Origin of the sequence: Halioxenophilus sp. WMMB6 (assembly GCF_033283405.1) — a bacterium.
In the GTDB taxonomy this organism is placed as follows: Bacteria; Pseudomonadota; Gammaproteobacteria; order Pseudomonadales; family Cellvibrionaceae; genus Halioxenophilus.
The window spans coordinates 30,544-57,240 of record NZ_JAWMQR010000004.1 but is presented as its reverse complement, the minus strand read 5'-3'; the positions used below and the strand labels follow the sequence as shown (position 1 = coordinate 57,240).

General features: G+C 55.6%; 17 protein-coding genes. 7 read left to right on the top strand and 10 right to left on the bottom strand.

Translation table 11 applies throughout. The features are described 5' to 3' along the window. Positions 1-21: 21 nt before the first annotated feature. The 3 genes from SBL51_RS12045 (at position 22) to SBL51_RS12035 (ending at position 2,724) form a co-directional block, all read left to right on the top strand. Positions 22-648, top strand: a complete 627-nt coding sequence (locus SBL51_RS12045) for a TIGR04282 family arsenosugar biosynthesis glycosyltransferase (RefSeq protein WP_317931211.1) — start codon at positions 22-24, stop codon at positions 646-648. Further along, complete coding sequence (locus tag SBL51_RS12040; protein ID WP_317931210.1) at positions 641-1,693, top strand: methyltransferase domain-containing protein; 1,053 nt, start codon at positions 641-643, stop codon at positions 1,691-1,693. The genes SBL51_RS12045 and SBL51_RS12040 overlap by 8 nt, the downstream gene beginning before the upstream one ends. Before the next feature lie 71 nt (positions 1,694-1,764). Continuing rightward, positions 1,765-2,724 carry a DUF3445 domain-containing protein gene (locus tag SBL51_RS12035; protein ID WP_317931209.1) on the top strand — a complete coding sequence of 320 codons (960 nt, stop codon included), beginning with the start codon at positions 1,765-1,767 and terminating at the stop codon, positions 2,722-2,724. A 22-nt stretch (positions 2,725-2,746) separates the two neighbouring features. On the opposite strand, the gene SBL51_RS12030 is transcribed toward SBL51_RS12035, so the two are convergent. From SBL51_RS12030 to SBL51_RS12020, 3 genes are all read right to left on the bottom strand, one after another. Continuing rightward, entirely contained in the window at positions 2,747-3,493 is a 747-nt protein-coding gene (locus SBL51_RS12030; RefSeq protein WP_317931208.1) for a sulfite exporter TauE/SafE family protein, read from the bottom strand. Positions 3,494-3,513: 20 nt separating this feature from the next. Continuing rightward, complete coding sequence (locus SBL51_RS12025) at positions 3,514-5,076, bottom strand: alanine/glycine:cation symporter family protein (protein WP_317931207.1); 1,563 nt, start codon at positions 5,074-5,076, stop codon at positions 3,514-3,516. 75 nt (positions 5,077-5,151) lie between these two features. Further along, positions 5,152-6,429: a dicarboxylate/amino acid:cation symporter gene (locus SBL51_RS12020; RefSeq protein WP_317931206.1), complete on the bottom strand. Its 1,278-nt coding sequence runs from the start codon at positions 6,427-6,429 to the stop codon at positions 5,152-5,154. 416 nt (positions 6,430-6,845) lie between these two features. Between SBL51_RS12020 and SBL51_RS12015 the strand changes: the two genes are divergently transcribed. After that, positions 6,846-7,193, top strand: coding sequence for a hypothetical protein (locus tag SBL51_RS12015; RefSeq protein ID WP_317931205.1), 348 nt, complete (start codon positions 6,846-6,848; stop codon positions 7,191-7,193). A gap of 63 nt (positions 7,194-7,256) precedes the next feature. Here the strand turns inward: SBL51_RS12015 and SBL51_RS12010 are convergent, their stop codons facing one another. From SBL51_RS12010 to pdhA, 3 genes are all read right to left on the bottom strand, one after another. Then, the gene (locus SBL51_RS12010; protein WP_317931204.1) at positions 7,257-8,408 is read right to left on the bottom strand and encodes a dihydrolipoamide acetyltransferase family protein; all 1,152 of its coding nucleotides are present in this window, start codon (positions 8,406-8,408) and stop codon (positions 7,257-7,259) included. Between the two features lie 14 nt (positions 8,409-8,422). After that, positions 8,423-9,403: an alpha-ketoacid dehydrogenase subunit beta gene (locus tag SBL51_RS12005; RefSeq protein WP_411860480.1), complete on the bottom strand. Its 981-nt coding sequence runs from the start codon at positions 9,401-9,403 to the stop codon at positions 8,423-8,425. Positions 9,404-9,467: 64 nt separating this feature from the next. Further along, positions 9,468-10,529, bottom strand: coding sequence for a pyruvate dehydrogenase (acetyl-transferring) E1 component subunit alpha (pdhA, locus tag SBL51_RS12000; protein WP_317931202.1), 1,062 nt, complete (start codon positions 10,527-10,529; stop codon positions 9,468-9,470). A gap of 673 nt (positions 10,530-11,202) precedes the next feature. On the opposite strand from pdhA, the gene SBL51_RS11995 reads away from it, so the two are divergent. Both SBL51_RS11995 and SBL51_RS11990 read left to right on the top strand, forming a co-directional pair. Further along, on the top strand, positions 11,203-13,431 hold the full coding sequence (locus tag SBL51_RS11995; RefSeq protein ID WP_317931201.1) for an NADP-dependent isocitrate dehydrogenase: 2,229 nt from the start codon (positions 11,203-11,205) through the stop codon (positions 13,429-13,431). 562 nt (positions 13,432-13,993) lie between these two features. Then, positions 13,994-16,933, top strand: a complete 2,940-nt coding sequence (locus tag SBL51_RS11990; RefSeq protein ID WP_317931200.1) for a TonB-dependent receptor — start codon at positions 13,994-13,996, stop codon at positions 16,931-16,933. Between the two features lie 175 nt (positions 16,934-17,108). Here the strand turns inward: SBL51_RS11990 and SBL51_RS11985 are convergent, their stop codons facing one another. The 4 genes from SBL51_RS11985 to SBL51_RS11970 all read right to left on the bottom strand — a co-directional run bounded on the left by SBL51_RS11985 (position 17,109) and on the right by SBL51_RS11970 (position 24,475). Next, positions 17,109-20,081, bottom strand: coding sequence for a TonB-dependent receptor (locus SBL51_RS11985; RefSeq protein ID WP_317931199.1), 2,973 nt, complete (start codon positions 20,079-20,081; stop codon positions 17,109-17,111). A gap of 186 nt (positions 20,082-20,267) precedes the next feature. After that, positions 20,268-21,305 (bottom strand): FecR family protein, encoded by a 1,038-nt coding sequence (locus SBL51_RS11980; RefSeq protein ID WP_317931198.1) that lies wholly within the window; start codon positions 21,303-21,305, stop codon positions 20,268-20,270. A gap of 435 nt (positions 21,306-21,740) precedes the next feature. Further along, on the bottom strand, positions 21,741-22,319 hold the full coding sequence (locus SBL51_RS11975) for an RNA polymerase sigma factor (protein WP_317931197.1): 579 nt from the start codon (positions 22,317-22,319) through the stop codon (positions 21,741-21,743). Between the two features lie 323 nt (positions 22,320-22,642). After that, positions 22,643-24,475 (bottom strand): M2 family metallopeptidase, encoded by a 1,833-nt coding sequence (locus SBL51_RS11970; protein WP_317931196.1) that lies wholly within the window; start codon positions 24,473-24,475, stop codon positions 22,643-22,645. 620 nt (positions 24,476-25,095) lie between these two features. On the opposite strand from SBL51_RS11970, the gene SBL51_RS11965 reads away from it, so the two are divergent. Further along, positions 25,096-26,691, top strand: coding sequence for an ABC transporter substrate-binding protein (locus SBL51_RS11965; RefSeq protein ID WP_317931195.1), 1,596 nt, complete (start codon positions 25,096-25,098; stop codon positions 26,689-26,691). The last annotated feature ends 6 nt before the right edge of the window (positions 26,692-26,697 follow it).

The window sequence follows — 26,697 nt, the reverse complement described above, 5'->3', positions numbered from 1 at the left end:
CCATTTAATACCTGAGAGCCGATGACAGAAGTAATTATTTTTGCCAAGCAGCCCAAACCCGGCTTTGCCAAAACCCGGTTGATTCCGGCATTAGGGGCAGAGCGGGCGGCGCAACTCGCCGAGCGGCTGCTGCAGCGAACAGTGGCCGAGGCCAGTCAACTTGGGTTAGGCCGGGTGCACTTCTGCTATACGCCGGCCGATTGGTTGTATGCTGCGGCCTATCCCTGGCCAGAGGTGTTCGAATTTTGTGAACAGGGCGAGGGCGACCTGGGTGAGCGGATGGCCCGCGCCTGTGCCCGGGCTCAACGCCCGGTGTTGGTGATGGGTACCGATTGCCCAGCGCTGAGTGCAGAGCTGCTAAGAGAGATGGCCAGCAGCCTGCAGGATTACGATGCCTGTATGATTCCAGCGTTGGACGGCGGCTATGTGGCCCTGGCCATGCGCGAATACCGGCCGGCCATATTTGAAAATATTACCTGGAGTACGGCGCGGGTGGCCGAGCAGACCCGCCAGCGCATGCGGGAGCTGGATTGGCGTTGGCTGGAGTTGCCGCCGCTGGCGGATATCGATACCGCCGAAGATTTACACTGGCTGCCACAAGCGTGGCAGCAGGAGCTTAAACTGTTTGAGGTTAACCCTTATGAGTAACCACGATTGGGTGAAAGATTATTACGGTAAGCAGTTGCAGTCGTCCGATGACTTAAAAACAGACGCCTGTTGCGACGCCAGCAGTGTACCGGAGTGGTTGAAACCACTGTTAAGCAACATCCACCCGGAGGTGCTCTCCCGTTATTACGGTTGTGGCCTGGTCTGCCCGGCGCAGTTGCGTGGTGCCCGGGTGCTGGATCTCGGCTGTGGCAGCGGACGCGATGTTTATGCCCTGGCGCAACTGGCGGGGCCGGAAGGATCGGTGGTGGGTGTCGATATGACCGACGAACAGTTGGCGGTGGCCCGTCAACATCAAACCTATCACGCCGAGCAGTTCGGTTTCGATAATGTGCAGTTTCTACAGGGTTATATCGAGCGCCTGGATGAATTGGATTTAGCGCCCGGCAGTTTTGATGTGGTTGTCTCCAACTGTGTGATTAATCTGTCACCCGATAAGGACGCCGTTATTGCCGGTGCTTATCGCCTGCTGAAAGAGGGCGGTGAACTCTATTTTTCCGATGTCTACGCCGACCGTCGGGTGCCGGAAGCAGTAGCCAACGATCCGGTGCTGGTGGGCGAGTGTTTGGGCGGTGCCCTTTACTGGAACGATTTTATGACCATCGCTAAGCGCCAGGGATTTCTTGATCCGCGCCTGGTGGAGTGCCGGCCGCTGGCGGTGACCGATGTCGAGCTGCAAGCCAAGCTGGGTATGATTCAATTTATGTCGGCCACTTATCGGCTCTTTAAACTGCCCAAGCTCGACAGCGCCTGCGAAGATTACGGCCAGGCGGTTATCTACCGCGGCTCCATTGCCGAGGCGCCGCACCAGTTTATGTTGGATGATCACCACGTGCTTGATGCTGGCCGAATCTTTCCTGTGTGTGGCAACAGCTGGCAGATGCTGGCCAACACCCGTTTTGCGCCGCACTTTGAATTTATAGGTGACTTCTCTCGCCACTTTGGTCTCTTCCCCGGTTGTGGTGGCAGCACACCGTTTGATCAACTGGCTGCCGTTGAAGGTGGTTTGGGCAGCAGTTGTTGTTAATGAGGTAGTCGGTGGTGTTGATGCGGCCAGAGCCAACAGCAGTTCAATCTTTTTACCCACCCTGCACGGTAGTGAATAGTGCCGCGGCGGTGGCCCGCTTTCCCTTCCCCTTTGAGCAAAAAAAGTCGGTTCCCTTTCGCTACTCGGTAAACATCGAACCGCACGCGACTAATGGCATTGCTGGCTCAGTGAATGAATTCTATTTTGATATCGATGAGTTTTATCTGTCGGAATTAGCCGAGCGCGAGCGGGTGTTAGCTAAAAATCTGCACCATTTTATTCTGGCGGAGAGTGCTGAGCCTGCCGCCTGGGAGTTGCTTGCCCAGGTGACTCGGCAATTGGCTGCCGACTTCCCCAACTATTTTTTCCTCTCGGTTGAGGATGATGTTTGGCATTGGCAAAACAAGTTAACGCAGAACCAAAATAATTTCATTTTTGGGGATGCGGTGAGCCTCGGGATGTCGCCGCTGCTGTTTGTCGCCCGTACTGTCCCAGGTGATTGGGTGCTGCTTGAGCAGAAAAAAGAGAATCTCTTTATCGAAGGGGGTGTGGTCACCGGCCCGGCCGGATGGTCGCTGGCGGAAACCTTTGGTATGGATTTTTTAGAGTGGCATGCGCCGGTGCCGGATGATTACCAGGTATTTCCCCGCTCTCTGAAATATCTCTTGCGTATGCCAGCGGCGCAACCGGTGCGCCGCAAAAATTGGGGGCTGTGTGTCTACCCGCGGCTGGATATGTCGATGGAGGCGTACGCCGAGTGGCGCAATGACCGGGATAGCCTGGCCGAGTGTGATTTCGGCGATAAACTCAATTTGCGTGTAGAGCACCAGGTGTTGGAGCGGTTGCCGGAATCCGGTTTTATCTTCTTCCATATCCGAACCTACTTTTTAACCCTCAATGAGTTGGTTGCCAATCGGCAGTGGCGGCAGCTGCTCGCCCAAGTTCTGGCGACCACGCCCGAGCCGATTATTGCCTACAAAGGGCTGGCTGGCCTGCGGCCGAAAATCATTGACTGGCTGGCACAACATTAACTGTTTTTGCCTGCCTTTTTTATTAAAAGGCGGTGGTGAAAAAGCGGAAAAGAATTCGAAGGGCCAGCAGTGTTAACAGCCAGCGAAAAACAATTTTGAAATGTTTTTCGGGCAGTTTATCCAGTAACTTCAAACCGACCCGGGTGCCCAGCCAGGCGGCCACTAGCATTAATCCGAGCAGCAGCAGCCAGGGTGTGAAGACGAATCCGGCAAAGCCAAAGGCTAAAATTTTCAGCAGGTGTTGCACCACCATGCAGGTGGAAAAGTTGGCAGTGTAGTGCCACTTACTGGGCCCATCGCGGCCAAGCCAGGCCGAGACCAGTGGCCCGGAGGCGCCCACCAACATGGTGGCAATGGTGGTGGCCAGGCCACCGGTTACCAAACCCGCCGGGCTGCGGCCCAAATTAATTTTGGGCATTGGCCCCCAGCTCAAATAGAGAATAAAAAACGAGGTCGCCACTGGAATCCAGCGGGGGTCCATTTTGTTGAGCAGCCACACCGAAGCGAAGGTGGCGAGCACCGCCCCCAGAATAAACCAACCGACGATACTGTTTTCCCGGTGCTTGCGGGTTAGCCAGGCGCGGCTGCTGTTGGAGCCCAGCTGCACCACACCGTGTACTGGGATTAGTGCCAGGGGTGGCAGAATATTGGCCATCACCATAATCAGAAAGGAGCCGCCACCCACGCCCAGGGCAGCACTCATTAACGAACCAAAGAAGCTGGCCAGGGTGAGGGTGGCCAGCTGCCAGTAGGAAAGATCGGCCAGCAAATTCGATTACCCGCTATTAATTACACGGATTGTTCAGCGCTGCTCTCAGTACTATTTTTCGTACTGCTTTCAGTACTGTTTGCAGAAGCCGGTGTGGAGTGACGATCGGCGAGCCGTTTTTGCCAGAAGGTGGCGTGTTTAATTCCCAATGCATCCGGGTCAAATGTGTAGTTGGCAACACCGGCCCGGCGCTGCTTTTCATAATCTTTTAAGGCAAGCAGTGCGGGTTTGGAGAGGAAGAAAATGGCTAGAATCCCGACGATATTCAGCCAGGCCGTTAGACCGACACCAAAGTCACCCAGCGCCCAGGCGAGATCGGCCGTTTTGATGGTGCCGTAAAAGGTGGCAGACATTAGCGCCAGTTTTAAAATCAGGCTCAGCGATGGAATGTGCAAAAAGCGATTGATGTAGGCGACATTGGTTTCGGCAATGTAGTAGTAGGCGAGCACCGTGGTAAAGGCAAAGAAGACCAGGGCGAAGGCAACAAAGGGAGCGCCCACACCCGGGAGTGTGGATTCCACCGCAGTTTGGGTAAAGGCTGGGCTGTTGGCCGCAATTTCAGCGGCAATATTTTGCAGTAGGAATACATCGCCACTGCCGTGCACGTTGTAGGAGCCGGTAATTAAAATCATCAAGGCGGTGGCGGAGCAGACAAACAGGGTATCGATGTAAACACTGAAGGCTTGCACCAGCCCCTGCTGGGAGGGGTGTTCCACCTCGGCTGCCGCCGCGGGGTGGGGGCCGGTACCTTGGCCGGCCTCATTGGAGTAAACGCCTCGTTTTACCCCCCAGCCGATGGCGGCGCCAAAGCCGGCCATGGGGGTAAAGGCGTCGCCGATAATCATGCCGATAACTTTCGGCAGCTCGGTAATGTTGAGTGCGACAATCACACAGGCAACAATAATGTAGGCCAGCGCCATAAACGGCACAACAAACTGAGCCACAGCGGCAATACGTTTTACACCACCGAAAATAATAAAACCCAGGGTGATCAGAATAATGGTGCCGACCAGAATTTTGGTAAAGCTGAAGGCGCCAATGGCCGTATCGATAATGGGCCCGCTACCAAAAGCCATCTCTGCGGCGTTGCCAATACTATTGGCTTGCACGCCAGGTAAGCAGAGGCCGCAGGAGATAATCATGGCTATTGCAAACACCAATCCAAACCATTTTTGCCCGAGCGCTTTTTCAAAATAGAAGGCCGGGCCACCGCGGTATTGTCCGTCCTCTTCCTCTTTATAAATTTGCGCGAGGGTCGACTCCGTATAGGCGGTTGCCGCCCCCAAAAAGGCAACTACCCACATCCAGAACACCGCCCCCGGGCCACCGAAACCGATGGCGGCGGCCACCCCGGCTATGTTACCGGTACCCACTCGGCCCGAGAGGGAGACGGCCAACGCCTGAAATGAGGAGATGCCCTTGGTTGAGTTGCGATTGGTAAACAGCAGCACCCACATCTCTTTGAACATGCGCACTTGAACAAATCGCGTCAGTACCGAATAGAAGAGGCCGGCACCCAGGCAGAGATAGATCAGCGCTGGGCTCCAGACAATATTATTTAATGCACCGACAAACTGTTCCATGCGGTCTTGCTCCGTGGGCTAGGGTTAGGCTCTATTGGCTGGTTCAATGAGTTTGGAGGCGAGTGTGTGGGTAAATCAACTGGCTTCCTGCTCTTCCATGGTGCCAGCGTGGGGGTTGGCATAGATACTCTGATCCAATTTATTTTCCGACTTGGCAACGATACAAGTAACCACTGCGTCACCGGTAATATTGACGGCGGTACGGATCATATCCATTAACCGGTCGACACTCATCACCAGCGCGATACCTTCAATCGGCAGATTCACCTGATTAAATACCATGGTCAGCATCACCAGCCCCACGCCGGGCACGCCGGCGGTGCCGATGGAGGCGAGCACCGCCATTAAAATAATCACCAGATAATCACTTAGACCTAAGTCGATACCATAGACGTTGGCAACAAAAACCGTAGCCACGCCCTGCATCATGGCAGTGCCATCCATGTTGATCGTGGCCCCAAATGGAACAGTAAATGAAGCCACTGAGCCATTGACCCCCATGCGCTTTTCCACGCTACGCAGGGTGACGGGAATGGTGGCGCCACTGCTGGCAGTACTAAAGGCAAACAGTTGTGCTGCGCGAATTTTGCTCAAAAATACCAGCGGGTTGAGGCCCGATAGAAACTTGAGTATCACCGGCAAAATAACAAAGCCGTGAAACAGCAGAACGAAACCTAATACCCCCACGTAGAGCAGCAGCTCTTCGAACAGTTTAAAGCCCATCTCTGCAATGGCTTTGGCGATCAGACAGAAGACGGCGTAGGGGGCGAAGTGCATCACCAGCTCGACCATTTTCATCATGACGGTATTGAGCTGCTCCACCAGGCTGACGACGCCGGAGGCCTCCTTAGCCACAGCCAAAAGGCAGACGCCAAATACCACCGAATAGAAGATGACAGAGAGCATATCGCTCTTGGCCATGGCCTGAATGGGATTGGCGGGAACAATATTGGTAACCACTTCGGCAAAGGAGGGGGCACTACCGCCGGTGAAGGTATCGGTGGTGGAGGCATCCACACCCACGCCGACATTAAAAAGGGTGGCCATAAATAGGGCCAGGGCGATGGCAATGGCGGTGGTCGCAATATAAAGAGTGAATGATTTGCCGCCCACGCGGCCCAGCATGCGAATATCGCCAATACCCACTACACCGCTGATCAACGAGAAGAGCACCAATGGCACCACTAACATTTTCAGGGCGTTGACGAATAATTTACCGATGGTGAAAAAGAGGCCATCAATCAGGTAAACCTGGGTGAAACTGCCGCTACTATTGAGACCGGCTACATTAATGGCCAGGCCGACTAACAGGCCCACAAGCAGGCCGATAAAAACTTTTACTGTAAGGTTCATGCTTCCCCGCAAAGAGTCATTTTTTGCAACTGTTTTTGCCTCTGTTTTCGCAACAGTGTGCAATTATTTTGCCGGCCTTGCTAAAAAAGGGCTCTCGCCGGTCTTTTACAGGCGGGGCTCTGCCTCCGCGACCGCAGCCAGTGTGCCGGCTTCAACCCAATCATGCAAATTACCAGGAGAATTAGTCTCCTAGACGAGACGGATTTCTGTTACCCCATAAACCTTGGTCTATAGTGATAACAGGTCTCGCTGTGCTGACGGCGGAATCTTCACCCTGGAGAGCGGGCAGAGCGATGCACTCTGTTCGAAATTTACGCATTTATTAGCAAATGCTTTTGGAGAGGTTTATGGCTCTGCATATAAATACTAGAGCTGCTGTTGTGGCGTGTTCACTGGCGCTGTCGTTGGTCATCTCTATGGCTAGCCGAGCTCAGTCGGAGATGAGTGAGGCAGTCGCAGCAAACGATGAGATGGTGACGGAAGCGGTAGCGGAGCCGGAAGCTGCCAGTGTTGCGCCTGGAATGGCTGCAGACAGTGCCGCCCCCAGTTATCGCTGTGAACTGCATGGCAAGGTGCGGCGCATTGAGGTGAGCTACCTAAATCCCAGCGCGCTGGTGCCCTGTGAAGTGAATTATCTGAAAGAGGTTGAAGCCCCGGGCCAGACGCAGGCGCTCTGGTCTGCCGAGCAGGAAGTTGGCTACTGCGAGCAGAAAGCCAGCGACTTCGTGGCCAAACTGAAGGAGTGGGGCTGGCAGTGCCAGTAAAACAGGCTCACCCTACGCACAACTCCCGCCTTTAGAGCCCGGCCGCGGTGGCGGCCGGTGTTTTCATACCTTGGCCCGTGCCAATTGATCTTTCAGTACCCGTAAAAAGTAAGCTGCTTCGCCGCCGGTAATTACCCGGTGATCAACCGTCAGTGACAAGGGCAGGTTCTGCCTGGCCACTGGTTTGCCTCGCTCATCCAGCTGCATCTCAGTAAAGGTGCGCCCGGCCCCCAAAATCGCTACCGTTGGCGGTACCACGATGGGTGTGCCAAAGCGGCCGCCGAGGGCGCCGTAGTTACTCAGGGTGATACTGGCGCCTTTCAGGTCGGCGGGCGGAATGGTGCGTGCCTCCACCTGCTGGCGAAACCGATCCAGCGCCTTGCGCAGCGCGCTGCCACTCAACTTGCCGACACCGCGCAACACCGGTACCAAAAGCCCTTGGTCGGTATTCACGGCTATACCCAAATCGACCTGTTCGCGCTGCTCAAGGCGCTGCTGTTGACCATCGAACCAGCTGTTGAGAATCGGCACCTCGCTACAGGCGGCGGCGATGGCCTGGCAGAGGCGAACAGTGGTGTCCTGGTGGTGCCACAGGCTGACATCGGCGACATCCTGCAGCGTCACCGGCACCACCTGGGCGTGAGACTCAGCCATTGCCTTGGCCATGGAGCGGCGTGGCCCCTTAAGTGGCGCGCCAGCGATGGTGGCGTGTTGGCTGGCGGCGGTGACATCTTCAGCCAGAATCAGGCCGTGCATGCCGCTGCCGGCCACTTGGTTGAGGTCAACCCCCAACTGCAGGGCCAGACTGCGCACCTTGGGGGTGGCCAGGGTGTGAATGGTGGCCTGGTCGGGGGAGCTGGTTGGGGCTTTGCGGTGGGGGGAGAGATGTTCGACATTGGCGCTACCGGCGTAGGCATCTTCGCTGATACTGCCCACCACCGTCGCTGCCGAGGCCGGCCGTTGGGGGTTGCTTTCGCTACCCTCATCTTCAAATTCCACCAGCGGTGAGCCCACCGGAATCAAATCGCCGACGGCGCCGCACAGGTTAACAATCCTGCCAGCCCTGGGGCTCGGAATATCGACCACGGCCTTATCGGTCTCGACCGAGAGCAATAACTGGTCACACTCCACCTGGTCGCCGGGCTTCACATGCCACTCAACGATCTCCGCCTCTTTTAAACCTTCACCCAGATCGGGTAGCTGAAATGCCAACATGGTTCACCTCCGCTCTATTCAAAGGCCAGGGTGCGGACACAGGCCTGGCTGATATCCTCACTGCGCACCAGGTAGAAGTGTTCGCCCTGGGGCAGTGGCATGATGGTGTCGTAGCCGGCCACCCGGGCGATGGGGGCGCGCAGGTCAAGCAGGGCCTGCTCGGCCACCTGGGCTGCGATTTCGGCGCCCACGCCAAAACTTTGCGGCCCTTCATGGGCAATGACCAGGCGGCCAGTCTTGCGTACCGACGCCAGAATCGTTTCGACATCGAAGGGTTTGATGGTGGCCAGGTCGATCACCTCCACCGATACCCCCTGGGCCAGCAGCTGGTCGGCTGCCTGCAGCGACTCGATCACGGTGGCGCCCCAGGTGACCAGGGTCATGTCGCTGCCTTCACGCAGCACAAAGCAGCGGTCCAGCGGCAGCGCCTGGCCATCGTCGATAACATCGGATTTCACCGAGCGGTAGATCCGTTTCGGTTCCAGGAAGAGCACCGGGTCCGGGTTGCGGATGGCGGCCAACAGCAGGCCATAGGCGCGACCGGGGGAGCTGGGCATCACTACCCGCAGGCCGGGCAGATGGGCAAACAGCGCCTCCAGGCTCTCGGAGTGGTGTTCCGGTGCGTGGATACCACCGCCGCAGGGGGCGCGTACTACCATCGGGCAGGCGAGGCGGCCACGGGTGCGGTTACGCAGGCGGGCGGCACCGGTGGCCAGCTGCTCCATGGCGGGAAAGAGAAACCCGGAGAACTGAATTTCGGCCACTGGTCGCAGCCCCTGGGTGGCCATGCCGATTGCCACGCCGGTGATCAAGGCCTCAGCCAGCGGGGTGTCGATTACCCGTTCCGGGCCAAACTCCGCTTGCAACCCCTCGGTGGCGCGAAAGACACCGCCGTTAACGCCGATATCCTCACCCAGCAGCAGGACGTTGGGGTCGTCGGCCATGGCCCGGTGCAGGGCGGCGGTGATCGCCTCGATTAGGGTGCAGTTGTGAATGATGTGGGGGTGGAAATGGCTGTCTGCCAATTGCGGTAATGCGACCATGGTAACAACCTCCTTTTTATGAACAGTGACGGGTTTGCAGCTGCTGGTACTGAGCCATTAACGGCTCGGGCAACTGCTCATAGAGATGGTCGAACATGGCGGTGGCCGGTTGTGCCGGCAGGGCTTTAAAGCGCTCCACCGCCGCCAACACCTGCGCCTGGCAGTCGCTTTGCAGCTCGGCTTCCTTGGCTTTATTCCACAGCCCCTGGCTCTCCAGGTAGTGGCGCAGCCGGGCGATGGGCTCCCTCAGCCAGGCGGCCTGCACTTCGGCGGCGCGGCGGTAGCGGCGGGCATCGTCGGCGGTGGTGTGGTCACCCAGGCGGTAGGTCACCGCTTCAATCAGGCTGGCGCCCTTGCCGGCCCGAGCCCGTTCTATGGCTTCGTGCGCGACCCGGTAGACCGAGTCGACATCGTTGCCATCCACCTGGTGGCCGGGAATACCCGCCCCCAGGGCTTTATCACTGAGGTGGCGGGCGGCACTCTGCTTGTGGCGGGGTACAGAGATGGCGTACTGGTTGTTGTGGATCACCACCACCAGTGGCAGGTGCCAGGCACCGGCGACATTGAGCGCCTCACTGAAATCGCCCTTGGAGGTGGCGCCATCGCCCAGGCTACAGACCGCCACCCGCGGCTGCCGGCGCAGCTTGAAACTGGTGGCGACACCCGCCGCCTGACTGCACTGGGTGGCGATACAGACGGTATTGGGGAAGTCGTGGCACTGCTGAAAATGGCTGCCGCGCTCATCGCCGCTCCAGTAGAGCAGAATCTCCTCCATGCTGACGCCGCGCTGCAGCTGTACGGCCTGGTCGCGATAGAAGGGGATATAGGTGTCGTCAGCCTGCATGGCAGAGGCCAAGCCGACACCAATGGCCTCCATGCCCAAGCAGGAGGCGTAGGTACCGAGTTGGCCGGTACGCTGCAGAGCGACACACTTCTCGTCAAATTTGCGGGTGAGAGCCATGGCCCGGTACCAGCCGAGCAGTTGTTCGGGCGCAATCTCGGCCAGCCGCGATGGTGTGATTACCTCGCCGTGTGGGCCGAGTGTGGGTGGGTGAACGTGCGTAAAGTTATTATCCATAGTACCTCCCAAATACGCGCTTGGCCGGTCACCGGCCAGGTTGGGGTGCTTTTGGTTAATGTAGGACTGCCATCAGAGAGGAGCAATGGCCCTAATAGGACCAATTTTGCTAAGACAGTCAGTTGGTTAGGAGGAATTAGTCTTGCGCGGGAGATAATTTCTGCTATAGGAGCAGGGATGGTGATCCTCCTACTTTGGGTGAATCTTGCGCAAAATAGGACCGTCAGCACTTCCCGGTTTGAGCACCCGGCTCTCGCTAAATAAGACTATTTTGCTATTAACAGTGGTGGGAAAATTCTGGTTTGAAGTAAAAATGTGGCGATTTTGAAACCAATTTGCCACAAATAAACCTTTGGTCGAGTACTGTCATAGCCAAGATTTGGGTATAATGCCGGGCGCAATTTTGCCAACGGTTGGCACCACACGCGGAATATAGTCGGGAAGGCAGCACGCAGAGCAATTTATTGAGCCTTCACCACACACCTCACGGTAACTGTAGCTGACACCGCACCAGGGATCCGGTCAACGCCTCAATTGGATAGAGGCTCATCGCAACCAAAAATTGCCTCAACACTATTTTGCTGAGCTTGGATAGAGCGCATAAGCGGCCAGGCAAGCTCAGGTTCAGTCTTAACAGGGTTTAGCGCTCCGCTAACACAGATAGAGGTTCACAATGACAACACCCGAGTCAACGATTATTTACACCAAAACTGACGAAGCCCCGCTGCTTGCTACCTACTCTTTTTTGCCAATTATTAAAGCCTTTGTAGGTACTGCGGGGATCAACGTAACACTCAGTGATATCTCCTTGGCCGGGCGTATCATCGCCAACTTTCCGGAAAACCTCGCCGACGACCAGCAAATTGCCGACGAACTGGCCGAGCTGGGCCGTCTGACGCAAGACCCGGATACCAATATCATCAAGCTGCCCAACATCAGCGCCTCTATTCCGCAGCTGAAAGCAGCCATCTCTGAGCTGCAGGAGAAGGGCTTCAATGTGCCCAACTACCCCGATGAGCCCCAAAACGACGCAGAAAAAGAGATTCAGTCTCGCTACTCCAAGGTTTTGGGTTCTGCGGTAAACCCGGTATTGCGTGAAGGTAACTCCGACCGACGCGCCCCTACCGCCGTTAAAAACTACGCCAAGAAGAACCCGCATAGCATGGGTAAATGGGCCAAAGCCAGTCAGACTCACGCCTCTTGCATGACTCATGGCGACTTCTTCGATACCGAGCAGTCCATCACCATGGCCGGTGCCGGTGCGGTCAACATCGAATTTACCGACACCGCCGGCAACACCCAGGTGCTGAAGTCTGGCCTGAAATTGCTGGCGGGCGAAGTGCTCGACTCCTCGTACATCAGCAAAAAGGCGCTGTGTGAGTTCCTGGAGGCGGAAATCGAAGACGCCAAAGAGGCGGGTGTTCTCTTTTCGCTGCACTTGAAAGCGACCATGATGAAGGTCTCCGACCCTATCCTGTTTGGCCACGCGGTTAAGGTCTTCTTCAAATCCGCGTTTGAAAAGCACGCCGAAACCTTCAAACAGTTGGGTGTTAACGCCAACAACGGCTTGGGGGCGGTCTATGCCAAAATCAACGAGCTGCCGGAAGAGCAGGCCAAGGCCATTAAGGCCGACCTGGACGCCTGTTACGCAGAGCGCCCGGCGGTGGCTATGGTTGACTCCGACAAGGGTATTACCAACCTGCACGTCCCCTCCGACGTGATCGTCGATGCCTCTATGCCAGCCATGATCCGTATCGGCGGCAAAATGTGGGGCGCCGATGGCAAAGAGCACGACTGTAAAGCCGTTATGCCCGACCGTACCTTCACCACCATCTATCAAGAGGTGATCAACTTCTGTAAAACCAACGGCGCGTTTGACCCGACCACCATGGGTACCGTACCCAACGTTGGTTTGATGGCGCAGAAGGCCGAAGAGTACGGTTCGCACGACAAAACCTTTGAAATCCCCGCCGACGGTACCGTGAAAGTGGTGGCTGAGGATGGCACGGTGTTGATGAGCCACGAGGTGGGTGCCGGTGACGTTTGGCGTGCCTGCCAAACCAAAGATGCTCCGGTTCGCGACTGGGTGAAACTGGCGGTAACCCGCGCCCGTCTCTCTGGTATGCCGGCTATCTTCTGGTTGGATGCCGAGCGCGCCCACGATGCGCAGCTGATTTTGAAAGTGAACGAGTACCTGAAAGAGCACGACACCACTGGCCTTGATATTCAGATCATGGCGCCGGTGCCGGCCATTCGCTACTCCATGGAGCGCATACTTCGTGGCCAGGACACCATCTCTGTGACCGGTAACGTGCTGCGTGACTACCTCACCGACCTGTTCCCTATTCTGGAGCTCGGTACCAGTGCCAAGATGCTCTCCATTGTGCCCTTGATGGCTGGTGGTGGCCTGTTTGAAACCGGGGCCGGTGGCTCTGCGCCCAAACACATACAGCAGTTTGTGAAAGAGTCGCACCTGCGTTGGGATTCACTGGGTGAGTTCCTGGCACTGGCGGTCTCGCTGGAAGATGTCTCTGTGAAGAAAGAGAACAAGCAGGCGGCGATTCTGGCAAAAGCATTGGATCAAGCCACCGAGAAACTGCTCGACAACAACAAGTCGCCCCAGCGTAAAGTGGGCCAGTTGGATAACCGTGGTAGCCACTTCTACATTGCCATGTACTGGGCAGAAGCGATGGCTGCTCAAACGGAAGACGCCGGTCTGGCCGCTAAGTTTAAGCCGCTGGCTGAGACTCTGGTTGCCAACGAGAAAGAGATCCTTGCGCAGATTGATGCCACCCAAGGCAACCCTGCGGACATCGGCGGTTACTACCTGCCGGATGATGCCAAAGCAACTGCGGCCATGTGCCCAAGTGCTATCTTGAATGAGGCATTGGCGGCGATCTAAGGCTTGAGGCTGATGTTAGAAAAAAGGGGGCATAGCCCCCTTTTTTTGTCTCTCTTCTTTTTTGCAGCTCTCGATTTTTCCTGCCTGGCTTTTTCTCATCCCACACTCCTAAAACATCGTTTTACTCCCGTTGAGCTCGGTTTGTAACGCCGGGAGGGCCATAGTGGGCCCCGGATGCAAGATCCGAATTTGGGCGCTCGCTCTTTCACGCAGCCTTGTTTAAACAACTTTTTAAATGCTCTGCGCAATAAAACCGCCAAAGGTTTGAGGAAACCACCGCGGTTGTTCGTCTTATCTCCAAATAGGTTCACAGCTCCCCGGATGTTTGCTACCCGGGCCCGCCTCCCGCCCGTTCTCTATCGTTCCCCTTTCCCTGATAAAATTTTTTTTTGAGGGAACTTTTTCAGAAATCGTCAATACAAGATACCACTCTGGCAAACGGGGGATGTGCCCGCTGCTGGCAAGGCCAGATTGCACAGCTTGTCATAACCGGTGTTCGGTGAGTGGTGGTTGGCTTTTAAAAATCGGTAGGCATAACCAGGGTCCAATTAAAGGAATCGCTATGAGAATTAATTTAAAGAAAACATTAATGGCTATGGCATTTTTGTCAGCCCAAGGCGCATTCGCCGCGGGTGGCAACGTCAATGGCAGTTTGGAGGGGGTGGTCCTCGATACTAATGGCAACCCTGTAGGCCAGGCTGAGGTTATCGTTATTAACACCAAAACCGGCCTCACTCGAACCGACGTAACCGAGGCGGATGGTAGCTTTGAATTGAATCTGCCAACGGGTAGCTATGAAGTGAAGCCCGTTAAATCCGGCTTGGTGAGTACCGAACCACAGGTGATTAATATCCTGTTGGGTGAGTCGACCTCTATGTCTCTGTTCCTGGGTACCGATGAAAAAATCCTGGAAGAGATGGTGGTTACCGGCAGTCGTGCAGACATTAACACCTCAAAAGCTGTGACTGGCCTCTCTATGACGTTGGAAGATGTTGAGCTGCTGCCGATGCCGCGTAACATCGAAGCGGTCGCGCTGTTGGCGCCGGGCACCGTTAGTGGTGATACCGCATTCGGTGATGATAAAACACTGGTCTCCTTTGGCGGTTCATCGGTTGCTGAAAACGTTTACTACATCAATGGATTGAACGTTACCAACTTCCGTAATGGTTTGGGTGGCTCGTCTGTACCGTTTGAGTTTTACAGCAACTTCCAGGTTAAAACGGGTGGTTACTCAGCGGAATTCGGCCGATCTACGGGTGGTGTTATTAATGCTGTTACCAAACACGGTGACAATGAATTTCACTATGGTGCCGTGGCCTATTTCAGCCCAGAAGCCTTGACCTCAACCTCTCCGGATACGCACTTTTCTGACGGCTCGTTGTACGATCACAACTCCGACAACACTAAAGAGAGCTGGACGACTGATTTCTATGTTAGCGGTCCTATTATCAAAGATAAGCTCTTTTTCTACGCACTCTATGAGCCACAAGATACCGAACAGGAATACACTTCACGCGGTTCACCCAATGTGCGCAACGTAGAAAAGCAAGATGATGATTTCTACGGCCTTGATCTGCTGTGGTACATCACTGATAACCACTCATTAAATTTCACCCGTTTCTCTGATGAGCGTACCATCACTACCGATCTTTACGATGACTACGATCCCAGTCGCGATAAGCACGGTGGCACTCCGGCGTCGACCAATTATGAGTTTCGTGGCGGTGATAACACCATCGTCCGTTACGACGGCCAAATTACCGACTCTTTCAGCCTGTCGGCCATGTATGGTAAGAACGAATACGATTTGACTGATACCTCCAGTGTGTTGCTCGAATGTCCCAACGTAATCAACAGTAACCCGAACTACGATCTGCCGTTCTATGCCTCCTGTTCCGGTGACTTCGTACTGGCTGATATCGGTGGTGATGAGCGTGAAGCCTATCGAATTGATGCCGAGTGGCAACTGGGTGACCACAAACTGCGTTTTGGTATCGATAACGAAGTAAACACCACTGATCTGACTTCGGCCTACCCGGCTGGTGGCCACTACTACCGCTACTACTCTCTGACCCCAGGGTCAGGTCTGCAAGATGGCAACGTGGTACCCGATGCCAATGGTGATGGCAGTGATGTTGATGTTATCCGCTACCGTTACCTCTCTTCAGGTGGCTCGTTCGAGACTGAAGCCAGTGCGATCTATCTGGAAGACATTTGGCAGGTCAACGACTACCTGGAACTCTCGCTTGGTGTACGTAGCGAATCGTTTAACAACAAAAACAGTGCCGATGAGTCGTTCGTAAAAATTGATGACCAGATTGCGCCTCGCATCGGCGCCGAATGGGACTTCACCGGCGGTGAAGGCGGTTCAGTGATCCACGCCTTCTGGGGTCGATACCACCTGCCGGTTGCTAACAACACCAACGCCCGTTTGTCCGGTTCGGAGACCTTCTCTGAAACCTGGTTCCTGGATGATGGTGCCATTAACCCGGCCACCAACGCACCTGCTAACATCACCGCTGACGGGATACCCACAAGCACTGTTATCAGCCCTGTGCACTACTTCTCAGATGGCGAAATACCAGATACCCGCGAAATTGTTGATGAGTCCATCGACCCGATGTACCAGGATGAATACATCATCGGTTACAACTATCGCATCAATGACCTCTGGAATGTGGGCGTAAACTACATCCACCGTGAACTCAGCAGTACCATCGATGATGTATTGGTTGCTCAGTCGGGTGAATATGTGTTGACCAACCCGGGTACCAGTATGACCGTCTATGAGCCGGACGCTAATGGTGACCTGGTTAAGGTTCACTACTCGGCCGCCGACCTGGGCTTCCCTGAAGCTGAACGTACCTACAAAGCGTTGCAGTTTGAGTTTGAGCGGGCGTGGGACGGCAAGTGGTCTCTGCAAGGTTCGTACACCTATTCGGAATCCAAGGGTAACACCGAAGGCTTGGTTAAGTCGGATAACGGCCAGGATGACGCCGGTATCACCACCGACTTTGACTTCCCGACATTGATGGATGGTGCCTACGGCGACCTGCCTAATGATCGTCCGCACCTGTTGAAATTGTGGGGTACCTACCAGGTGATGGAAGATCTGCGTGTCGGCAGTGTGTTGACTGTTCGTTCCGGCCGACCAATCAATAAATTCGGTGTTGGTCACCCGGATGGCGATCCCGACTACGGTCAAACCTACTACACCTACAACAATGATACTGGTGAGTATGAGTTCAATCCCCGTGGTACCAATGGTCGTACTCCAACGGTTACCACCATCGATTTGAACGTGGTTTACAGCACCAGATTCTATGAGTCAGATGTAGAAGTGCGTCTCGATGTTCTCAACCTGTTGGATGCTGACAAGGTGACCGAGGTGTATGAGGACGCAGAAGATGGTTCACCGGGTGAAGGTGATCCACGCTATGGCCTGGCCACTTCTTATCAGTCACCACGGCAAATTCGGCTGGGCGCTTCGATTCGATTCTAAACAGCCAGCAAGTTGTTGCTTTACCGAAAACCCCGGCCTCTGCCGGGGTTTTTTATAGTGCCTGTTATTGGTGGCCCATGTTATTGGCCGCTGATAAAAATGGTTTGTGAGTGACAATGTGGTAAGCGCATTGGACGGGGGAGTGTTTACTCCGCCTGGCTTTCCGGCTCGGGCGTTAATGGAAATTGGCTGAAAACCGGCAATAAAAAAATTGTTGCTTGGGGTTGTAGCCAAAGCCGTCAAAGTTGTCCGTTAGGGAGGAGGCGACAAAGGGCGGTGGTTCATCGAACAAGTTGTCGATTCCCAGGGTCAGGCGCAGATTTTTACTGTATTGGTAGTTGAGCTGCAGGTTATGGGTGAGCCAGGAGTTAATCTCACGCTCGGCCAGTGAATCGTCGGCGCGATAGGTTTCTGTCATGCTGTCGATGTAGTTCAGACTGTAATTGAGTTGCCAGTTGGCCTTGGTCCACTCCACCCCGATGCTGGCTTTCCATTTGGGTAGGGGGCCAGGTCCCTCCGAAGCGCTGTCGGTAAAGCTGCCGGCATAGTCCACCACTGCTGAGCTGGAATCTGCCTGCTGCTCATATTTCATTAAGTTCACGCCATTGGCGGAGAGCGCAAAGTTGCCGTAGGCGTACAGATCAAACAGATACTGCAGAGTGAAATCGAGCCCGGTCACCTGGCGTGTGCCCAAATTTATAGCCGGCGCCAGTATCCGCATGATATTGCCATCCGGTCCGCGAACGACCAGGTCGGCAAAGCGACCGCTGGCTGCGTTTTCATCAAGAATGGCCTGCGGGTTGGTGTCGATGATATTTTTTTGGTCGATATAGAACCAGTCGAGCGTGGCGCGTAATCCGGGTAACTCGGTGGGCGTCCAAACCACGCCTGCAGTGGTGTTTTCAGAGGTTTCCGGTTGTAGATCGGCATCGCCGGTATAGATTGTCAGGAACTGAGTGCGGTTAATGTCGGCCAGCTGAAGGCAGCCAGGTAACACACCTACGTTCTCCTCGTTGGCACAGGGGTCGGTGAGCGATAGCTGGCTCTGCAGGCCCTCAACGTTGAGCTCGTCTAGGCTGGGCGCGCGAAAGCCCCGTCCAAAAGAGGAGCGCAACAGAAGTGATTCGATGGGGCGGTATTTTAGGCCGACCTTAGGGGAGGTGTTGTTGCCAAAATCGCTGTAGTGGGAGTAGCGCCCGGCGAGCTCAAGGTCGAGTGAATGAACCCCCGGTGAACCGGTTAACAGAGGTAGGTGCCACTCCAGGAAAGCTTCCGTCACCCGACGACGGCCCTCCACCCCACTGGAACCTACTTCGGATACAAAGCGTTCGGTGGTACCGCTTGTCTTCGCTTTTAGGTCTGTCCCTTCGTGGCGCCACTCTACGCCGGCCGCCCATTGTGTCTCGCCGGCAGGCAGGCGGAGGAAGGTGCCATCCAGGTAAGAGCCAAAGCCGCGTAAATCGCTGGTACCGCGTACCGTTTGGGTGCCGGCAATGTAGGCTACCTGGTCTGGAGTAATGGAGCCGGGAGCGCCGAACAGATTGAGTGGCACGCAACCATCAACGGTGGCGCCCTGGCAGTTGTCTGCCGGCCCAAGGGCGCGTACTACCCGGTCCAGATCCGCAAGCCCGCTGGTTGTTTCGGTGGAGCGTGTCTGACTCCAGAAGAGGTAGCCGTTCCAGTGAAGGTCACCCAAGTACCCGTCCAGTGAGGAGGCGTAGCGATAGCTGTCGCTCTTATCCTCCTGCTGACGATTACCCAGCTCGACCAGGCGACGACGGACATCGATCAATTCTGTGCCGAATGGGTTGTAACGGTTATCGGCGGCCACCAGAGCTGGTGTCTCCTGCTCAGATGTAAACAGCGGCATAGAGGCCAGGGTTATAGTGGCGCTGGTGTTGGCGTAATTGGCATCCATCTGCCACAGCAGGTTGTCATTAAGCTGGTAGTTGAAGGCCAGGTAGAGGTTTTGCCTTTCCGATGGCGAAGTGGAAGAGGTCACTTCATTGTAGTTGTAGCGATCTTCATCGGTCGCTGTCCGGAAATCGCCCGGGGTCGTGCCGGCCAGGTAGTTGCCACTGGTATCGGTATCGAGTGTGACCACCTCATCCGTTGGTAAGGTGATGCGGGCCGCAGGCGTGGCACTGGAGCGGAGATCGGCACCACCCTGATCGCGAGCGTCGGCGTTGCGAGAGAAACTGCGGTCACGGCTGAAAAGGCCGTCCTGCTCGTAGGCCGAGGCGGCGACCAGCAGATTGCCGCGTTCGAAATCGTGGTTGGCCAGCAGGTTGGTGGTTATGGTCTCCATATCGCCGCGACTGCTGACACCATAATATTGATCTACCGTGAGCCCCTGGGCGGCCTGTTTTAGGACGATATTGACTACCCCGGCGATGGCGTCGGAGCCATAGATTGCCGATGCGCCGTCGGTCAGGATCTCGATCCGATCCACGGCAATGGGGGCGATGGTGTTTAGATCGACGGCATTACCCGCCAGGCCGTCGTAAGCCACCCGGCGGCCATTCACAAGTACCAGTGTGTTGTTCGCCGGCAGACCACGAAGGGTGACATTGGCGGTGCCATCGCCACCGTTGGAGACGGTGGTGCTGGTGGAATTACCAGAGACGGCGGGTGTAAATTTGAGAAACTCAACCAGGGTTTGGGCGCCGCTGTTGGAGAGTTCTGGGGCGGTGACTATGTCGACCGGTACCACTGTATTGTAGGCGGCGTTGGGTACTCTGGAGCCCGTCAGTGCTTCGCCTTTAACGGTGATCTCTTCGTAGTAGGTGGGTAACAGGCTGGCATCTGCCCTTTCGGAGGTAAGTGCCACGATAGCCACTGCGTTGTTACTGATGGGTTTTAAGGCAAGGTTTGGCTCTTTCAGGAGCTTGGCTAATAGCTCACTGGAAGAGTACTCGCCGGTAATGGCGGGCGCCTGTTTGCCCTGTAGCAGGTGGGTGGGGAAGATCACGCTGATGTCGTACAGCTGGCCGATGGCGATAATGGAGCGGGCCAGCGGTTGCTGGGGTAGGTCGACAGTTTTGATGGTATCCAGGCTGGCGTGTGCCGAAGTTGCCAGCAGCAGTGCAGCCAATAGCTTCAGTATTGGCTTACCAGCAAAAATGTTGGGGGGCTTTGCAAACGTCACGTGGGAGATTTGACCGCTATTGTGCCTGGATAGCATATTGCAAGTGAGTGGTCACTTTCGTGAACGGTGGCTAACTGTCAAAGACACCCACTCTATTGCGAATTTAATCGAGGAGTGTAACAGGTAGGTTAAGGGTGGCGGAAGTCTCTTCGGATGTGTGCGATAAACGAGCGCTTTGGCGCGACTTTAGGCAGAGGCGGGTTCCTGCTGTGGGGGCTGACGCAAGGAGCCGTCATCCAACCGCTGTAGATTGAAGGTGGTAATAATGGCCGACAGCGTCTCTTCCGGGGAGTCTGTGCGGAAGGTGCCGGAGATACGCAGCTGTCTTAGGCTGGGATGGTCGATTTTAACCGGCTGGCTCAGATAGCGATTCAACTCGGCCAACGCTTCCGCCAGCTCAGTGTTATCGAAGCTCAGGGTTTTGTTGAGCCAGGCCATCTCTTCGGGGGCGGCTTCGGTTTTGCTTAAACCATTGGTCGACAGCGCTAACTGCTCGCGGGCCCGTACGAATTTGCTCTCCGGATAGGGGGTGGTGGCATTTTTGCTCTGTTTCACCCGCACTACACCTTCGGTAACGGTAACCATATCAGCACCGCTTTTACGGTATACATTAAACGCCGTGCCGACTGCGGTGACGGTTCCGCGGCCGCTCTCGACGACGAATGGCCGGCGTTTACTGGGGGCCACCTGGAAGAAGGCTTCGCCTTCAAGCAGCTGAATCAGGCGCTGCTCCTCGGTAAAAGCGACCGCAATTTTAGAGTGGGTGTTGAGGGTGGCAGTGGAGCCATCAGCCAGCTCGATCAGTTGTTGCTCGCCAGTAGCTGTTTGGTATATCTCCGGCTGGGTGGGATTGCTCTGGTCCAGAGTGACTGCGATGGCAACCAGTGCCAAGGCGGCGGCGCTAACCAGGCCGCCAAGCCAGAAGTTGTTGCTGGCCGGGCCCGGTTTTAAGCGGCTCAGCAGGTGGCCAAGCTTGGCAGCCAAGCCTCGTTTACTAACCTTGGGGTTCCAGGAGGACTCCGGTAGTTCCGCCCCGAGTGCCATCAGCTCCCAACTTTCCAGCATCTCGTCAAAGGCTGTTTGATGAGCTGGACTGGCGTTCAGCCAGTGGGAAAAGTCGATATGGTCGCGCTCGCTTACAGCAGGAGACCGCAGCTTGACTATCCAACCCGCGGCAGCGTCGAAGAGATCCTCTTCGCTATGTAGCTCTTCCTGCTTGCTCACTTAATCTTCTCTGTTAATCCCGATGGCCGAGGCTGCAGCGGGATAATTTTGTTGACATGTAAATCAACATTATAGTTCATCTAGATACTAAAGAGGCAGTTGCTGCTTGCTTCTTCTTGCTCCTTTTTAACCCATTACTTATTCATTAATGGATTAAAGGCTTTCCTGGACGAGTAGATCACGTCAGGCCAACTAGCCGGATATATGAAAGAGAGGGCAGCGTAGCAACGTTTTGTTGCGTTAATTTGTCTTTCATTGGATGTCAGTGTAGTCAGGCGACAGGCGCTAACGGCTTTACCCAAGGCGGAATATTACTGACGCTACCTTGGATACATAAACGAGCGAAAAGGTTTATGCCTCAATGTATACAGCCAGTAATGATGGCTGAAAGAGGCTATCCGGTGGCGGGATAACAGGGGGACACAAAATCTCTGTTTAAGCGTCTTTCAGTGATTTACGGCAGTGCTTGAGGGCCTGCAGTATATACTTTTCAACGCTTGAAACGGAAACATTCATTTCCTGAGCGATGTCGTTATACGACATATTACGTACCCGATGCAGCATAAATGCCTGCCGGCATTTGACGGGGAGCTGCGCCAGGGCGGCTTCCACTTTTTGTAATTGTTGCCGTGCGCCCAGTTGCCGTTCGGGGCAACAGTTGTCGGTATCGTTGCTTTGGATGCCCATGCTACTGTCGATCATTTCAGATTGAATATAAGCCGTGTGTAGCTTTTCTCGTCTGATTTTATCAATCGCCAGATTGGAGGCGGTTTGGTAGAGGTAGGCTTTGGGATTTTCCAATTCGCCGCTTTGGGTTAAGCGTTGAATGCGGATAAACGCATTTTGAGCGATATCTTCTGCGTCTTCCCAGTTTTTCACCTTGCGATAGAGAAATCGCACTAAACCCTGAGCGTGGCTGGTGAAGACCTGCTCCAGGGGGGCTTTGGTATCCAGCACGGAGAAATCCTCGTGAGCTTCAGCGTTTTGGACTTTATAGGTGGTTTTGGTTGTCATGCGCTCACCATAACAAGTTCTGTGCCATCGGTTTTCACCGATCACCATATTCTGGACAGATAAGCCGCCCCAGTGGGTTGTGATCAGGTGCGATAGGCGCTCAATGTAACGTTTTTTGGTCGATTAATAAACCGGTTAACTGAAACAAAACAAGGGTTTAGATTTTTCACTCCCAAGCGCCTGAAAAATCCCTTTGGTAGCTGTTGCTTAACGGAGATTCCCGGCTGAATTTCAGTTTTCGCTTAAGTGGTTTTCTAGTTGTCTCTTTTAAATCACTGTTTTTGACAGAAAATGGTGCGCCAGCGGTACCACTTTGGTGCTCGTTACCAGCCGCACTGCTTGCCTCTGTTTTGGCTCTCCAGCCAGGTCGTCAGTGGCTGGAAGTACTCCTGCAGCGCCGCGGCATCCATACGCCGGTCACCGGTCAGCATGGCCATGGCCTCTGGCCACGGTTGGCTGGCGCCCATGGCCAGCATGGCGCCCAGTTTGTCACCCGCGGCCTTGCTGCCATAGTAGGAGCACTCGTGCAGCGGGCCGGTCGCGCCGGCAGTCTCACACAGGGCCTTATAAAACTGGAATTGGATAATGTACGACAGAAAATAGCGCGTGTAGGGGGTGTTGGCGGGGATGTGGTACTTGGCCCCCGGGTCGAAATCGGCCTCGCTACGCGGTACTGGGGCACTTACCCCCTGGTACTGTTCGCGCAACTGCCACCAGTCCTGGTTATAGTGCTCAGCGCTAGTGGCGCCGGAGAAGACCTGCCAGCGCCACTGGTCGATCAGTTTGCCGAAGGGGAGGAAGGCAATTTTCTCCAGTGCCATTTTCATCTGGGCGTTGATGGTCGCTTGGTAGCTGTTACTGGTGGCTTCCACCAGCCCCATCTTTTGCAGGTAGGCCGGAGTCATGGCCAGCACGATAGTGTCGCCGATGGCTTCGTGGAAGCCATCGTGGGCACCGCCTTTGAAGAGATAGGGCTGGTTTTTGTACATCAGGTAGTAGTAGATGTGACCCAGCTCGTGGTGCAGAGTGGCCAGCTCGCCGGCGTTGGGCTCCACGCACTGCTTGATGCGTGGGTCGTTGCCGTTGTCCATATCCCAGGCGCTGGCGTGGCAGACGACGTCACGGTCTCTGGGTTTCTGCAACAGCGAGTTCTGATAGAAGCTCTCTGGCAGTTCGGGTAGGCCCAGGGAGGTAAAAAAGCCTTCGGCCATTTTGGTCATGGCCAGGGGGGTATAGTCCTGCTTCTGCAGCGCTTTACTGACATTCAGCTCGGAGGCGCCTGGGTAGGGCTCCACCAGCGGATAGATGTTGCTCCAGTCCTGGGCCCACATGTCGCCCAGCAGGTGTGCGGGAATAGTGCCCTGCTCCGGCACCCGGTCAGCGCCGTAGAAGTCGGATAGGCGCGAGCGCACGTAGCAGTGCAAATTGTTGTAGAGCGGCGCCACCTGTTGCCAGAGGCGCTCCACCTCTTGCTCGAAATCGGCCACGGGCATGTCGTAGCCCGACTTCCACATGACCCCCACATCGGAGTAGCCAAACGCCCGCGCGCCATCGTTGGTGAGTTCAACAAAACGCTGATAGTTGGCGCGCATGGGTACGGAGATTGTGCGCCAGTCCAGCCAGGCCTGGAGTTGCTCATCGTAATCCCGAGAGTTGCGCAGCACGCTTTTCAGCTCGGGTAGTTGCCGGCAATTACCCTCGGCATCGCAGGCTTTGCCGGCGCCGTACAGCCCCTCCAGGTCGGTGGCGATGGTGGCCAGCTCGGCCTGTTTGGCCGGGTCGTCGGGGGCGGGCATGGCGGTGGCAAGTAGAATTCGATCAATGGCGCGGCGGGTGGTGCTATCCATCTCTACGCCGGCGAAGCGCCGGGCCTCGGCCACGGCGCGGCTGGTAAGTGCTAACTCCCGCTCGCCGGCCTTGGCGGCCAGCAGGGCGGTGTCGGGAGTGATGTAGGTGGCCCGTACCCAATAGGCGGTCTCCGCCTCGCGGTAGAGGTTGACCATTTCATCCTGAATGCGAGTGACGAATTCCGCCGGCGACGCTTGGGGAGCGGGTGGTTGGGCCGTCGTTTCCGGACGGCAGGAGAGCAGGCCGGGCAGTGTGGCCATAGTCAGTAGAAGCGATGGTAACTGGGCAAAGCGCTTGGCTGAGATCATAAAGTCCCTGAATTGGTGGCATGATTGGGCTCAGCTTCGCAAAAGCCGTTCCGCCCCATCCCCTCCTGGCTGGCTACTGTTATTCAGGCTCGCCACTCTTATTGTTGTTGCTATGTGCGGTGTGATTTCAGGGGCATATATTGTCCAGGTAGTCAGGAAATTTCAAGCTTCGGGTATCCTCAGGGGGCCATGGGTCGAACTTGCCGCAGCCCGTGAAATTGGATCTCAATCAGTAAGTTGGTGCTAACTTTCTGTTTTTTCAGGACTATTCTCTGAAGTGCTGGTGTGACAAACTTGCCGGCAATGATGTTGGTGGTGAGGGTGAGGGCACTTGGCTCGTCTTTACTGGCTCAACGGTTTTTATCCACCTGGTCAGCAATTGTGCTGGCCTTGTTGTTGCTGGACAAGTCGTTACTGGCTTGGTTACTGGGTGCAGGCTCTGTCCTTGATCTGGGCAGGCAATAATAGAAGCTGGCGCCAAGCCGAGCATCGATGATCATGGTGGCAGCGGCCGATGATCGGCCGGCGCTGGGCGTTTACTTTCGGGGTGGCCAGTGGTGGGTGAACTTTACTACCATGGCGGAATCACTCATCAATCGACTTTGGTAAGGAAATCTTTCGTGAATTTAACCAACCTGCGCATTTGGGGTTTGGCCACGCTGCTGGTCTGGAGCTGTTCAACCTATGCCGCGAAGACCTTAATTTACTGCTCGGAAGGCTCGCCAGAGGGATTTGACCCCGCGCTCTACACCTCAGGTACCACTTTTGATGCCTCCAGTAGGGCGATTTACAACCGATTGGTTGAGTTTGTGCACGGCAGTACTGAGATAGAGCCCGGCCTGGCCGAGCGCTGGGAGGTCTCCGACGATGGCCTGGAGTACACCTTTCATCTGCGCCACGGAGTGAAGTTCCAAAAGACCCGTTTCTTCACCCCCAGCCGCGATTTCAACGCCGACGATGTGCTCTTCTCCCTGCAGCGGCAGCTGGACCCAAACCACCCCTGGCATCAATACACCCCTGGCACCTCCTGGGAGTACTTTCAGGGTATGTCGATGCCTGAACTGCTGAAGGCGGTGGTGAAGGTTGATGACTACACCGTTAAATTGGTTCTCGCCTCGCCGCAGGCGCCCATGCTGGCTAACCTGGCGATGGATTTTGCCTCGATCATGTCGAAAGAGTACGCCGATCAGCTGGCAGCTCAGGGGCGTAAAGAGATGTTAAACCAGGAGCCGGTGGGCACTGGCCCCTTCTTCTTTGTGAACTATCAGAAGGACGCGGTGATCCGCTACCGGGCCCACCCCAACTACTGGGCCGGCAAACAGTCGCTCGATAACCTGATCTTCGCCATTACCACTGAAGCCTCGGTGCGCCTGCAAAAGTTAAAGGCCGGTGAGTGCCAGATTCTCCCTTACCCTAATCCGGCCGATGTGGCACTGATTCGCGACGACTCCTCCCTCAAAATGCCGGAGCTGCAAGGGCTGAACGTTGGCTACCTGGCCTTCAACACCCAGCAACCCCCCTTTGACAAGCCCGAAGTACGCCGTGCTCTGAGTATGGCGATTAACCGCCAGGCAATTTTGGATGCGGTTTTCCAAGGGGCCGGCAGCCTCGCCAAAAACCCCATTCCGCCCACCATGTGGTCTTACAACGAGGCCACCCCGGCCGATGAATACAACCCGGAAAAAGCCAAGCAGCTGCTGGCTGAAGCGGGGGTATCCAATCTGGAGATGAAAGTGTGGGCGATGCCCGTGCAGCGACCGTACAACCCCAATGCCCGGCGCATGGCCGAGCTGATTCAAGCCGACTTCGCCAAGATTGGCGTGAAGGTCAGCATCGTCTCCTACGAGTGGGGTGAGTATCTGGCCCGCTCCAAAGAGGTGGATCGCGACGGTGCCATTCTTATGGGCTGGACCGGCGACAACGGCGATCCGGACAACTTCCTCGGCGTGTTGCTCAGCTGCGATGGCGTGGGCGGTGCCAACCGGGCACAGTGGTGTAATGCCGAGTTCGATGCGCTGATTAAAAAGGCGCGCACGCTGCCCAATCAGGCTGACCGGGCAGAGCTCTATAAACAGGCGCAGTTGCTGTTCAAAGAGCAGGCGCCCTGGGCCACTATCGCCCACTCTGTGGTGTTTATGCCGATGTCCAAGCGGGTGAAGAACTTTGTTATCGATCCACTTGGTTACCATCGCTTCGACGGTGTTGACATCGAGTAGCAGCCT